The sequence below is a fragment of the Staphylococcus agnetis genome (assembly GCF_011466855.1).
Lineage (GTDB): Bacteria > Bacillota > Bacilli > Staphylococcales > Staphylococcaceae > Staphylococcus > Staphylococcus agnetis.
Genome location: NZ_CP045927.1, coordinates 1,678,167 through 1,691,865, shown reverse-complemented (window position 1 = coordinate 1,691,865; position 13,699 = coordinate 1,678,167). Strand labels below are relative to the sequence as shown.

Below are 13,699 nucleotides of genomic sequence, written 5' to 3'. Positions count from 1 at the left end.
ATTAATAGACTTACATCACGTATGATAACTTTTTGTTTTTGAAGGGAGAAATTACTTTGGTATCAGTAAGACAGCGCATTTTAGATTATATAGACAATCATCGCTTACATTATTTAGATATGAGTCACCAAATACATGATCGACCAGAATTAGGGAATGAGGAATTATTTGCGTCGCGTCTTTTAATAGACCAATTATCAACGCACGGTTTTAATATTGAAAAGGATATTGCAGGCCACTCAACAGGCTTTATCGCATCCTATGAGGCAAAAGAGCCGGGACCAACGATAGGGTTTTTGGCAGAGTATGATGCCTTGCCGGGATTAGGTCATGCGTGTGGACATAATATTATAGGGACCGCTAGTGTACTTGCAGGTATCGCGCTCAAACAAGTGATTGATGAACTAGGAGGCAGTGTCATTGTTTTTGGGTGTCCGGCTGAAGAAGGTGGCGAAAACGGTAGCGCAAAAGCATCTTACGTCAAAGAGGGGATTTTTGATGATGTGGATATTGCGCTGATGATTCATCCAGGAAACGACACGTATCCGACGATTCATACGCTTGCTGTAGATGTATTAGATATCCAGTTCTATGGCAAGAGTGCACATGCATCTGAAAATGCAGAAGATGCTAAGAATGCTTTAGATGCAATGCTCAGCTTTTTTAATGGTATAGCACAATTAAGACAACACATTCATAAATCAGAACGTGTCCATGGCGTCATTTTAGACGGTGGTAAAGCGGCGAATATCATTCCTGATTATACACATGCACGTTTTTATACACGTGCAACGACGAGGAAATCTCTCGATATATTAACAGAACGCGTGCATCAAATTGCAAAAGGCGCAGCCATTCAAACAGGTTGTAATTATGAGTTTGGACCGATTCAAAATGGGGTAAACGAATTTATCAAATCACCACAACTTGATGCTTTATTTGAACGTTATGCAACAGAATTAGGGGAAGAAGTCAGTCATGATGATTTTGGTTATGGTTCGACTGATACAGGTAATGTGAGCCATGTAGTGCCTACGATTCATCCACATATTAAAATAGGACCGCGTAGCTTAGTTGGTCACACACATCGATTTAGAGAAGCAGCAGCAAGCCCTATGGGAGATAAGGCGTTAATTAAAGGTGCGAAAATTATTGCATTAATGGGAGCAAGTATACTTCAAGATTATGATTTGTTAGCCACAATTCAAAAGGAACATCAATTATTAAGGGAGAAATTATAAATGACTGACCATCTACGTTTAAAATTGGGAGACTTATACGCTGATGATATCGTATATACATCACGTCCATCTTATATTTCTAATCCATGGTTAGAACCAGACGAGCATCAATCGAATTTTTTAACAGGACGAGAATTATTGATTGCTGATATGCCAGTCATTGTACATGAGGCCAGTGTTACTGATAAATTACAAATTTTGTTTAATTATGTGAATCAAACGATACCGAACAATATTTATACATTCAAAGATAAAGAAAGTTATGAACAGTTATTAAAACAACTTACTGAACAAGATCAAAAGCGCATTTATACACAGTATGTGCATGGTGAAGATTTAATACACCGTACACGCTATGCGATGAATAAGCAGATGTTTGTTGATTTAAATACTAAGGCAAGGATTCCTGAATGGACAGAAGGTAAATATCTACCTAAAAGAGAGGTGGTAGATATTGAGATGCTTCATCATGCTTTAGAACATTGGACACTACCTCTTGTTTTAAAACCTGGAGATGATTTACCTACTGCAGGTGGGTATGGCGTGATGATATGTTATAATCAATCAGATTTAGATGAAGCAGTAGCACGTATTGACAATGCGAAAGAAGCCACACAAACTATCATTATTGAACAATGTGTGGAAGCTAAAGAAAATTACTGTGTGCAATATGCCGTACACCCTGATAAAGGTATTGTTTACCTAGGGGCAGCCAAACAGTTAACGAATGCTTATGGATTTTATAATGGTAATACTAATGCTATACATGTACCTCAAGCAGTCATTGATGCAGGATTTGAAATTATGAAAATTGGTGGAGATAAAGGATTTATAGGTGTTGCGGGGTTTGATTTACTTGTTGATAAAGAAGAGGACATTTATGCGATTGATTTGAATTTTAGACAAAATGGTTCAACAAGTATGTTATTACTCGATCATTTATTAACTGGCAAACATCATAAATTTTATAGCTATGTGTCTAAAGCCGACAGACAAACGTTTTTTCAAGCGATTGAAAAATATGTTCGACAAGGCGTCCTTTATCCATTATCTTATTATGATGGTGATTATTATAAAACGCGTAATGTCAGTTCTCGATTTGCAGGCATTTGGCATGCGAACAGTCTTGAACAAATCGAGGCACTTGAGCAAGCCTTTCTTATAGAAGCAGGTTTAAAATAATCAATAGTAGCGTGTTTTTGTAACGAACTAAAATTGTTAGCGTATATGTTATCTGATATGAAAATACGCGATGGTTTCTATTTTTGTCACATTGACGAAATGTAGACAGTAGTTTATATTCAACGTAAAGAGCTCATTTAGAGAGGGAGAAAAAGATGTCGTATAAAAATGAACGTTTTTACAAAGATATTCTGACAAATGAGCAATTTTTTATCGCAGTAAAAGATAAAAAAATTGTGAAGCATTTGCATAATGGGAAACAATTATTTTGCTTTTGGACGAGGGAAAGTTTGGCAAAAGCATATCTCGAAAATCTAAATGTTGAATTTGATAAAATTAAGGCGATGGATATCGATCGTTTTACAACTTATGAACTTGACGATATGTTTGATGAAGAGGATGAAGCGGTTGTGAATGTGACGATTGATGCAGAAGGTCATGAAATTAAAATTTTATCGGCTTTTAATGATATTATGACTGATATTGATCGCTTACGCATTCGAGAATTTGTTGAAGATGTTTCTAAAACCGACACTGTATATGGTCTTACACGTAAAGGTACTAAGCAATTTATGGTCGTAAGTGATGAAAATGATAATTTTGAACAATCTCATTTCATGCCTGTTTGGAGTTTAAGCCAGCGAGCGAAGCGTGTTGCTGAAGAAGACTTCGAAACACTTGAACTTATTTACGTTGAAGGTGAAGTGTTTTCAGAATGGTTAGACGAATTGCGTGATGACAATCGTTACGTTGCAATAGACTTAAAACCAGGCGTCGTTGGTACCATTGTAAGTGCACAAAAATTAGCGAATGAATTAACATTTTAATAAAGTGAGATAACATATCTAAAAGTTTAGCCTTCAAAATTCATTTTTATTGAATTTTGAAGGCTATTAATATACGTTTCATTATAAATATAATGTACCGAGTGCGCCTGAAAATGCGCCATTATTTAAATAGTGAGGTGTAAAACCACGTAATATCGTATAATCCGTGACTACTTTTTGGAGTAATGGATTATTATGGAAAGATGAACCAATATAAACAACATCATGCGCTCCATGCTCTCTCGCGACATGAATGGATACGGTGGTAACACTTTCACCTACAACACCAATTAGTGAAGCTAATTTATCAGCAGGCGTAAATGTTTTGTCTAAATTTAATAAAACATGTCCAAAATTCGCCGCAGTCAGTTCACCAGAAATAGGTGGGGTATCATTTTTATAAATATGTTTCACTTTCAAATCTATGATGTCGCGATTTCCTTTTTGTGCTAGGTCTGTGAGTTGTGTGTAATCTTTGATTTCAGTTAATAAGTAACCTAATCCGCGTATCATACCGCCACCGGTACCAATACCACCTACACGTTGTTGACCTTGTGCATCGGCTAAATGAATAGATGTCCCTGTTCCAACATTAGTAAAAATATAGCGTTCTAATGCAATACCTTGTTCTTTTAAAAGAAGCTCAACACCTTTATCAGCAGCATCGAATTCAATAAATTGTTTAGCATCACAATGGAGTAAATCATTGAGTGCTTTCGCATTGCCACCTGTTATACAAATATTGGAACATGTTTGTTCATTTAACCAATTTGCTACGTTTTCTATATCCGTAGTGAGACGTGTTTCGTACGTACGCTGACCACCATTTTCAACTACAATTTTAATTAGCGTACCACCTGCGTCAATTCCGATTCGCATCGCTTGTTCACCTCAAAATTATTGTTTATCACCACTATATACTATATGATAATCACAAAAATACAAGTTTTAATTATAATTTTTAAAATGTCTAGGGGGATTCGTTTATGAAGTTAAGTCCATATATTTTAGTTGAAAATGTAAATGACGCTTTACATTTTTATCATGACACGTTTGGTGGGGAAAAGATCATTTTAAATGAACATCAAGGTAAAGTGTTACACGCGGAATTAAAAATTCAAGAAGATGTCGTTATCCATTTATCAGACACGTATGGTAAACCCGTGCAAAATGACGGCAATCAAATTTTACTCACGTTCGATCACCCAGGTACGCAACAACGTATTTTCGACGCTTTAAGTGTACAGGGGAACCCACACATGCCGTTAAATAAAACCTTCTTTAATGCTATTCATGGGCAAGTTAAAGATCGATATGGTGTGAACTGGTTGATGAATTGTTTTGTTCAAGAATAAACATTATTTATTCTTGAAATTGAAAAAAGCCTTCAAAATTCATTTCTAATGAACTTTGAAGGCCATTTTTTATCCAACATATCATTTTTCAAGTTACAATTGATAAATGATTTACATTTCGTTATCTCTTTCTCGTTCTTCAATTGTTCGAGAAAAGTCTTTCTCGTCATCTATATGTGTCATTTGGAAATGTTTCGTGTGTTCACGTCTTAAGGCGTTCATAAGTGCAAAAATCATAAGTAATAAAATTATGGAAAATGGGAGCCCAGTAACCACTGATGCTGTTTGTAAACTTGTTAAACCACCTGCGACAGTTAATGCTACAGAAATAGCACCAATAAGTATGCCCCAAACCATTTTATGTTTACGTTTAGGATTTTCAACGCCACCCGTTGCCATTCCAGAGACAATATGTGTCGTTGAATCTGCGCTCGTAACAATAAACGTAAAGATAAGGATAATGGCTAAGGCACTCGTGACTTCATATAAAGGAAATTTGCTTAACAACTCAAACAAAGCTACCGTATAATCCTTATCAACGACATTTTCGATGCCATCTTTTTTATGAAGCGCATAATTAATTGCAGTGCCTCCAAATCCAGCAATCCATGTGAATGAAATCATTGGTGGAATGATTAACACACCTACGACAAATTCACGTATGGTTCTACCTCTAGATACGCGTGCAACAAAACCACCAATAAATGGTGACCATGAAATGACCCAAGCCCAATAGAAAACCGTCCACTTTTGAATCCATGAATTATCACCAGTGTATGGATCCATACGTAAACTATATTGTACGAAGTGAGAAATATAGTCGCCTATAGAAACAGTGAAAGTTTCAACGATAAAGCGTAAATCTCCGACGATAAAAATGAATACGAGTAATATTGCACCGATAATAATGTTTAAATTACTCAACCATTTTACACCACGATTCAATCCTGACAACGCTGACCCTAAAAAGATGCAGGTCATAATTAAAGTAATAATGATTAATGTCACATTCGTATTTGGCACATGGAACACATGATTTAAGCCCCCGGCAATTTGTAAAATACCGAGACCTATTGAAGTTGCGATACCCATGACAGTAGCAATAATTGCTAAAATATCAATAATGTTTCGATATGGGCGTTTGTATGTTTCACCAAAAACGGGTTCCATAGCAGTAGAGATTAGGCCGTCACGTTGCTTTCTAAATTGAAAATAGGCAACAATTAAGCCGCTCATCGCAAAAATAGACCATTGTGAAATACCCCAGTGGAAAAAAGTGTATCCCATAGCCAAACGAGCCGATTCAGCTGTTTGTCCTTTAGTGCTGGAAAATGGAGAATGTAGATAATGGGTAAGTGGTTCAGCTACACCCCAGAATACGATACCAACACCTAAGCCCGCTGAAAACAGCATGCCAATCCATGATATAAATGAAAATTCAGGTTCTTCATCATCATGACCGAGTTTAAATCGACCATAACGAGAGAGGGCGAGAAAAATTAAAAACAAGTCTAAAACAAAGACGATAATTAAAAAGAGCCAGCCAAAATTTAAAGCAATTGCATTATATGTATTTTGTGCATAAAATCCAAAGCCTTTTGGAAATAAGGCAGCTAGTAAAGTAAATAATAAGATAATAGAAAAAGAGACGATATAGACGAAATTTCGATTCTTTTTCTTTTTTGTTAGCGAAGGTTTAGGTTTTTTCATAATATCCCCTTTCGAGTTTGAAAAATCAGAAAATAGTGTATAGTTATACATGCGAAAATCATAATTAATAAAGGAATGAATTTTCATAATGATAAAAAGTAAACGCTTTGATGATATTACTATACATTTGTATGAAGAGCAATACCGTGATGCACTTTATAAATTTAAACTCAATGAACGTCAACGCATCTATTCTTCCTTACCCGAAGAAGTACTGGATGATGCACTGAATGATCCTAATCGAAAGGCAAACGTTGTCTTGAACAACGATGGGGATGTTGTTGGTTTTTTGTCCTACATCAACATTATCAACATGAAGGTTATGATACCCCTGAAGAAGTTGTTTATATTCGTTCGTTATCTATTAATGAACAGTTTCAAGGTCATGGCTATGGTACTAAAATCATGATGAATCTTCCAGAATATGTTCAAAGTGTTTTTCCTGATTTCGGACATTTATACCTTGTCGTTGATGCAGAAAACGAAGCAGCATGGAATGTCTATGAGCGTGCAGGTTTTATGCACACGGCAACAAAAGAGGAGGGACCGATTGGAAAGGAACGACTTTATTATTTAGATTTAAGTTCTAAATATGTATCCTCATTAAAATTAAGTCGCAGTGACCAATCTGATTTAGGGCCAGTAGACATTATTGATTTAAATCTTAATCAAGAAAAAGTAGGCTTTTTAGCTATTGAACAATTTCAATCTCGATTGATTATTAGAGCTGTCCTCGTAGAAGATGAGCATCGTGAATCAGGTATTGCTCAAAACGCATTACGACAATTGTCTACGTATGTACGCCAAAAATATGACAATATTGATGTCATTGAAGTGATGTTATTTGGTGCAAGTAACAAACTCAAACCATTGTTTCAAAAAAGTAATTTTGTAGAAGCAATCGTCACTGAAAATTATACAATGTTTGAAAAATATATTAACTACTAAATAAATTGGTTGCATTTCAAAAAAAACTATTGCTAAACATTGCGTTATATTCAAGACTCATTTATAATCAATGTTTGTTATAGTATGTTATATAAGAAGACGAGATGTCTTTAAAATGTAGGAGTAACGTGAATCTTTGAAAGGAAGATGTGCCAATGAAATTACAAGATTACACACAAGAAATGGTTGATGAAAAAGCGTTTATTGATATGGCATATACGCTTTTAACTGAAAAAAATGAAACAATGAATCTTTATGATATTATTGATGAATTTAAGCAAATTGGTCATTATGAAGACGATCAAATTGAAAATCGCGTCGTTCAATTTTATACAGACTTAAACACTGATGGTCGATTTTTAAGTGTCGGTGACAACGTTTGGGGATTACGCGATTGGTATTCCGTTGATGATATAGAAGAAAAGATTGCACCAACGATTCAAAAGTTTGAAATTCTTGATGAAGATGATGAAGAAGATAAGAACTTGAAATTGCTTGGTGAAGATGACAATGACGGTGATGACAATATCCCTAGTGTGACAGATGACCAAGAAGAACTTAACGACCCTGAAGATGAGCGTGTAGAAGATGAAATCGAAGAATCTGATTTAGTCGTTGAAGACGATGAAGAAGATTTAGATGATGCATACGATGATGAAGAAGATCTTTTAGAAGAAGAAGAGTAATTCATTTTAAAAATATGTTCGTTAATGAAACGACCATTGTTCCACTTTATTCGTATCAATGGATAATGTAAATTTAACATAAAGTTTATTGACTTTTTATGACAACATGATAGAATTTTATTCGGGCTCCTTTAAATAGGACAATGAAAAAACGCATACGTCAATAGAGATAAATACGTACGTAATTACGTAATAATATAAATGACGTTCATTCGTTCCCCCCTTACATGAAATGATTGTGAGAGGGGACTTTTTTATTTTATAAATCAATGTAATAACATGTTTACTGTTTGAAATGGATTTACCCCTTAGTAAATGCATCTGATATGAAATGAGGAGGAAATACACATGACAAAATTTATTTTTGTGACTGGTGGCGTTGTATCATCATTAGGTAAAGGAATCACTGCCGCTTCACTTGGGCGTCTTTTGAAAGATCGTGGATTATCTGTAACGATTCAAAAATTTGATCCATATTTAAATGTAGATCCAGGGACAATGAGTCCGTATCAACATGGAGAAGTTTTTGTAACTGATGATGGTGCAGAAACGGATTTAGATCTAGGTCATTATGAGCGTTTTATCGATATTAATTTAAACAAGTATTCAAACGTGACAGCAGGAAAAGTGTATTCACATGTTTTAAAGAAAGAGCGTCGTGGAGATTATCTTGGTGGAACTGTTCAAGTCATTCCACACATTACAAATGAAATTAAATCTAGATTACTTCTAGCAGGCGAAAGTACGAATGCTGACGTTGTCATCACCGAAATTGGTGGAACTACGGGTGACATCGAATCTTTACCGTTTATTGAAGCAATCCGTCAAATTCGAAGTGATTTAGGTCGTGAAAATGTAATGTACGTACATTGTACGTTACTACCTTATATTAAAGCTGCTGGTGAAATGAAAACGAAACCAACACAACATAGTGTTAAAGAGCTACGTGGTTTAGGTATTCAACCAGATTTAATTGTCGTACGTAGTGAATATGAAATGAGTCAAGAATTAAAAGATAAAATTGCCTTATTCTGTGATATTGATAAGAAAAGTGTCATTGAATGCCGTGATGCGGAATCATTATATGAAATTCCTTTACAATTGAGCCGTCAAGATATGGATGACATTGTAATTAATCGTTTAGGATTAAAAGCGCAATACGAAACACAATTAGATGAATGGAATCATTTAATCAATGTTGTGAATAATTTAGAAGGTAAAGTCACGATTGCATTGGTTGGTAAATACGTGGCACTACAAGACGCTTATTTATCAGTTGCAGAAGCTTTAAAACATGCAGGATACCCATTTATGAAAGATATCGAGATTAGATGGATTGATTCAAGTGAAGTGACAGATGAAAATGCTGAAAGTTACTTCCACGATGTTGATGGTATTTTAGTGCCAGGTGGGTTTGGTTTCCGTGCGAGTGAAGGTAAAATTTCTGCAATTAAATACGCGCGTGAACATCACATCCCATTCTTTGGTATTTGTTTAGGCATGCAATTAGCAACTGTTGAATATGCACGTCACGTTGTAGGCTTAACGGATGCGCATTCAGCTGAATTAGATCCTAATACTCCATATCCTGTGATTGACTTATTACCTGAACAAAAAGATATAGAAGATTTAGGTGGAACGTTACGTTTAGGTTTATATCCATGTACAATTAAAGAGGGAACACTAGCTGAACGTATTTATGGAGAAAAGGAGATTCAAGAACGCCATCGTCATCGTTATGAATTTAATAATGAATACCGTGAAAAATTAGAAGCAGCGGGTATGATTTTCTCGGGAACAAGCCCAGATGGTCGCCTAGTAGAAATGGTTGAAATAGAGAACCACCCATTTTTCTTAGCGTGTCAATTCCACCCAGAATTTTTATCACGTCCAAATCGTCCGCAACCGATTTTTAAATCATTTATCGAAGCTGCGATTCAATATCAATCAAAATAATATGTCGACACAATACGTATGCTATTTTGACTAATACTTTGTGTAGAAAACGATAATAAAAACACTTTCGTTAAAATTCCTCTTAATGTGAATGGAACGAAAGTGTTTTATTCTTTTATCGCTAATTAATATGACTCATCATATGTCTCTTTAATAAAGTTAGCTTTTGCTTATAGGATGGTTATAAATTATAAATCTAAGTCACGTATCATCTCGATCATTTGAATGTAGATTTCATAATAGACAAAGTTAATCGCAATGTTGTGCGGCGTCACCACTTTATCATAATCTTCTGTCATAACAATGGCACGTGGCGTTGATAGATTAATAAAATGTATCAAATGTTCAGGTATGTCATATGACTTAGAAGGGTTTGTAACCAATACGACTTCATGTTGGTAGTCCAGTAAGCGTTCTAAATCATTTATGAGTGCATCAGTGACATAAGGGCTAAATAAAAAAATTCGGTCGGTAGTGTCTAAGTCTGAAAACGATGGTACGTCATCTAACGCTAAACTTGATGCTAACTTTTCTTCGCTTGATAATACATAATGCTCAAACCATTTGAGATCATCATAACCTTTAACGTACACATGACCTTCACCACCTATAGCTTGAATGAGACATTGCGCGGCCATTTGAATGTCTAACTCCTGTTCATTCAATCGATTAAAAATGCCTGTTAATTGTGTAGCTAACATTTTTGACATTTAATCGCCTCCATTTTCTTAAATCATTGGGTTTAATTTTAATTAAGAATTTAAAGAATATCAACAAAATATTTTAGGTTTCAAATGGTGGCGCTTTCATTGACGAAATGGTGAAATAATCCCATTTTATCACGATTATTTATGCATTTTGTGCACAATTTTGCTATAATATGAATATAAATTTATGTGCGTTACGCACTCAAGGAGGAACTTTCATGCCTTTAGTTTCAATGAAAGAAATGTTAATCGACGCAAAAGAAAATGGTTATGCGGTAGGTCAATACAACCTCAATAACTTAGAATTCACACAAGCAATCTTACAAGCTTCTCAAGAAGAGAATGCACCTGTAATTTTAGGTGTATCAGAAGGTGCCGCACGCTATATGGGTGGTTTTTATACTGTAGTTAAAATGGTAGAAGGGTTAATGCATGACTACAATATTACAATTCCTGTAGCGATTCACTTAGACCATGGTTCAAGTTTCGATAAATGTAAAGAGGCGATTGATGCTGGATTCACATCTGTAATGATCGATGCATCACACGAACCATACGAAGATAACGTTAAAGTGACTTCAAAAGTTGTTGAATACGCACATGCTCGTGGCGTATCAGTAGAAGCTGAATTAGGTACAGTTGGTGGTCAAGAAGATGACGTTGTAGCTGACGGCGTAATCTATGCTGACCCAATCGAATGTCAAAATTTAGTAAAAGATACAGGTATTGATACGTTGGCGCCTGCACTTGGTTCTGTTCATGGTCCTTACAAAGGTTTACCAAACTTAGGATTTAAAGAAATGGAAGAAATTGGTGCATCAACAGGCCTTCCACTTGTATTACATGGTGGAACTGGTATTCCTACAGATGATATCAAAAAAGCAATTTCATTCGGTACTGCAAAAATCAACGTTAATACTGAAAACCAAATTGCTTCAGCGAAACGTGTGCGTGAAGTTTTAGATGCGGATAAAGAAGTTTACGATCCACGTAAATATTTAGGACCAGCTCGTGAAGCAATCAAAGAAACTGTAATTGGTAAAATTAGAGAATTTGGTACTTCTAACAAAGCTGATAACATTAAAGGTTAATGATTAAATAGATATAAATTAAAAAAGCTGAGACGCATAAGGTGTCTCAGCTTTTTTATAGGGTATAAAGGTAAAAATGGTCTTTTTTATAATGTTGCTAAATCGTATGTATATCACTATTTTTTAAAGTTGCTACTTTTTCAATAAACGTATGTAATCATTTGTCATTCAGTGGTAAAATTAGAATTAATACCAATATTTTTAAGACGAATTAAAGTGTTTACAACGATGAGACCTATTTTGCATTTTGAAAAATTTTACATTATAATGCCTATATTATGATATTTTATGGAGAAATTGAGCAATGGAAAAGGAGTTCAATCACATGGCGCAAGAAGTTATTAAAATTAAAGGTGGCCAAACGCTTAAAGGGAAGGTAGAAATAAGCGGTGCTAAAAATAGCTCTGTGGCAATCATTCCTGCTACGATATTAGCTGAAGAACCTGTCACATTAGATGGTTTGCCTAAAATTTCAGATGTGGAAACATTAGTGAGTTTACTTGAGGATCTTAACATTAAAGCAGAGTTGGATGATACTACGTTACATGTAGATCCTACTGAAATACAAAACGCTGCTCTACCTAATAATAAAGTAGAGTCTTTACGTGCATCATATTATATGATGGGTGCATTACTTGGCCGCTTCAAAAAATGTGTTATTGGGCTTCCTGGGGGATGTCCATTAGGGCCTAGACCGATTGATCAACATATTAAAGGCTTTAAAGCTCTAGGTGCTAAAATTGATGAATCAAGTGCGACCTCAATGAAAATCGAAGCAGATCGTCTTGTTGGTGCTAATATTTATTTAGACATCGTCAGTGTAGGTGCGACGATAAATATCATGCTTGCAGCCTCTCGTGCTGAAGGTCAAACAATCATTGAAAATGCTGCCAAAGAACCAGAAGTTGTTGATGTTGCAAACTTTTTAAATAGTATGGGAGCAAGAGTCACAGGGGCAGGGACGAGTTCAATTAAAATTGTAGGTGTACCGCATTTACATGGAAGTCGTCATAGCATAATCCCTGACCGCATTGAAGCTGGAACGTATATGTGTATTGCTGCAGCGAGTGGTGAACAGGTTGTCATTGATAACATTATTCCAAAACACGTGGAACCACTCACAGTAAAGTTAAAAGAACTAGGGGTTAACATTGATGTCGGCGATGACTTCATGGTAGTACAACGTGCGCACCCATATCATAGTGTTGATATTAAAACATTAGTTTACCCAGGGTTTGCCACAGATTTACAACAGCCCATTACGCCATTACTTTTCTTAGCTGAAGGGCCAAGCTTCGTAAAAGAAACCATTTATCCTGAACGCTTTAAACACGTGCCAGAATTGCAAAAAATGAATGGAGCGATTGACGCTGACCTTGGTACAGCAACAATTAAACCGTCACACCTTACAGGGGCAGAAGTCTATGCCAGTGATTTACGTGCAGGCGCTTGTTTAATTGTCGCAGGATTAATTGCTGAAGGCGAAACGACAATTTATAATGTCAAACATATTTATAGAGGATATACAGATATCGTCAATACATTAAAAAAACTTGGTGCTGATATTTGGACAGAATCCGTTGATGCTTAATCTATAAAATATTGGACTTGCAAGTAATGTTAAGAGGTGAGAGCCATGGAAGTTTGTCCATATTTACAAGAAACATTTAAAATTTTAGGGCGCAGTTGGAATGGACTTATTTTACATTATTTATCCACTTGTCCGGAACATAAAGCACACTTTTCTCAATTGAAAAAAGATTTACAACCCATCACGAATCGTGCGTTATCGATAAAACTTACAGAACTAGCAGATCGTGGATTGATTACAAAGCATGTTATTTCAGAAACCCCTCCATCAGTGTGTTATCATTTGACGCAAAAAGGGATTGATTTAGCGCAAGCATTAAAACCTTTAGAAGACTGGGCGCATCATCATGTGACATTAGAAGATCAAGGTTAAGCTTACTTGTTTCATTTATAAATGTTTAACAGC

The 13,699-nt window shown here is 35.5% G+C and carries 12 protein-coding genes and 1 pseudogene; 10 read left to right on the top strand and 3 right to left on the bottom strand.

Going from position 1 to position 13,699, the window contains the following annotated elements:
• The first annotated feature begins 56 nt into the window (after positions 1 to 56).
• The 3 genes from GJE18_RS08630 to GJE18_RS08620 all read left to right on the top strand — a co-directional run bounded on the left by GJE18_RS08630 (position 57) and on the right by GJE18_RS08620 (position 3,250).
• Positions 57 to 1,241 (top strand): M20 family metallopeptidase, encoded by a 1,185-nt coding sequence (locus GJE18_RS08630; protein ID WP_186434654.1) that lies wholly within the window; start codon positions 57 to 59, stop codon positions 1,239 to 1,241.
• Positions 1,242 to 2,423 (top strand): L-aspartate--L-methionine ligase LdmS, encoded by a 1,182-nt coding sequence (ldmS, locus tag GJE18_RS08625; protein WP_107368867.1) that lies wholly within the window; start codon positions 1,242 to 1,244, stop codon positions 2,421 to 2,423.
• Positions 2,424 to 2,578: 155 nt separating this feature from the next.
• The gene (locus GJE18_RS08620; protein ID WP_107368868.1) at positions 2,579 to 3,250 is read left to right on the top strand and encodes a DUF2750 domain-containing protein; all 672 of its coding nucleotides are present in this window, start codon (positions 2,579 to 2,581) and stop codon (positions 3,248 to 3,250) included.
• Between the two features lie 81 nt (positions 3,251 to 3,331).
• On the opposite strand, the gene coaW is transcribed toward GJE18_RS08620, so the two are convergent.
• Positions 3,332 to 4,129 carry a type II pantothenate kinase gene (gene coaW / locus GJE18_RS08615; RefSeq protein ID WP_037567442.1) on the bottom strand — a complete coding sequence of 266 codons (798 nt, stop codon included), beginning with the start codon at positions 4,127 to 4,129 and terminating at the stop codon, positions 3,332 to 3,334.
• A gap of 107 nt (positions 4,130 to 4,236) precedes the next feature.
• Here coaW and GJE18_RS08610 point away from each other — a divergent pair, with 107 nt between their 5' ends.
• Positions 4,237 to 4,605 carry a VOC family protein gene (locus GJE18_RS08610; RefSeq protein ID WP_060551555.1) on the top strand — a complete coding sequence of 123 codons (369 nt, stop codon included), beginning with the start codon at positions 4,237 to 4,239 and terminating at the stop codon, positions 4,603 to 4,605.
• Positions 4,606 to 4,716: 111 nt separating this feature from the next.
• Here GJE18_RS08610 and GJE18_RS08605 read toward each other — a convergent pair whose 3' ends face one another.
• Entirely contained in the window at positions 4,717 to 6,315 is a 1,599-nt protein-coding gene (locus GJE18_RS08605) for a BCCT family transporter (RefSeq protein WP_060551554.1), read from the bottom strand.
• An 88-nt stretch (positions 6,316 to 6,403) separates the two neighbouring features.
• On the opposite strand from GJE18_RS08605, the pseudogene GJE18_RS08600 reads away from it, so the two are divergent.
• The 3 genes and pseudogenes from GJE18_RS08600 to GJE18_RS08590 all read left to right on the top strand — a co-directional run bounded on the left by GJE18_RS08600 (position 6,404) and on the right by GJE18_RS08590 (position 9,905).
• Positions 6,404 to 7,263, top strand: a pseudogene (locus GJE18_RS08600) (GNAT family N-acetyltransferase).
• A gap of 155 nt (positions 7,264 to 7,418) precedes the next feature.
• Positions 7,419 to 7,949 (top strand): DNA-directed RNA polymerase subunit delta, encoded by a 531-nt coding sequence (gene rpoE / locus GJE18_RS08595; RefSeq protein ID WP_060551552.1) that lies wholly within the window; start codon positions 7,419 to 7,421, stop codon positions 7,947 to 7,949.
• Between the two features lie 348 nt (positions 7,950 to 8,297).
• Positions 8,298 to 9,905: a CTP synthase gene (locus GJE18_RS08590; protein WP_060551551.1), complete on the top strand. Its 1,608-nt coding sequence runs from the start codon at positions 8,298 to 8,300 to the stop codon at positions 9,903 to 9,905.
• A gap of 188 nt (positions 9,906 to 10,093) precedes the next feature.
• Here the strand turns inward: GJE18_RS08590 and GJE18_RS08585 are convergent, their stop codons facing one another.
• Complete coding sequence (locus GJE18_RS08585) at positions 10,094 to 10,615, bottom strand: DUF2529 family protein (protein ID WP_060551550.1); 522 nt, start codon at positions 10,613 to 10,615, stop codon at positions 10,094 to 10,096.
• 215 nt (positions 10,616 to 10,830) lie between these two features.
• Here GJE18_RS08585 and fdaB point away from each other — a divergent pair, with 215 nt between their 5' ends.
• The 3 genes from fdaB to GJE18_RS08570 all read left to right on the top strand — a co-directional run bounded on the left by fdaB (position 10,831) and on the right by GJE18_RS08570 (position 13,666).
• The gene (fdaB, locus tag GJE18_RS08580) at positions 10,831 to 11,703 is read left to right on the top strand and encodes a class IIb fructose-bisphosphate aldolase FdaB (RefSeq protein ID WP_037567452.1); all 873 of its coding nucleotides are present in this window, start codon (positions 10,831 to 10,833) and stop codon (positions 11,701 to 11,703) included.
• Positions 11,704 to 12,028: 325 nt separating this feature from the next.
• The gene (locus GJE18_RS08575) at positions 12,029 to 13,294 is read left to right on the top strand and encodes a UDP-N-acetylglucosamine 1-carboxyvinyltransferase (RefSeq protein ID WP_060551549.1); all 1,266 of its coding nucleotides are present in this window, start codon (positions 12,029 to 12,031) and stop codon (positions 13,292 to 13,294) included.
• Between the two features lie 45 nt (positions 13,295 to 13,339).
• Positions 13,340 to 13,666 carry a winged helix-turn-helix transcriptional regulator gene (locus tag GJE18_RS08570; RefSeq protein WP_037567454.1) on the top strand — a complete coding sequence of 109 codons (327 nt, stop codon included), beginning with the start codon at positions 13,340 to 13,342 and terminating at the stop codon, positions 13,664 to 13,666.
• Positions 13,667 to 13,699 lie beyond the last annotated feature (33 nt).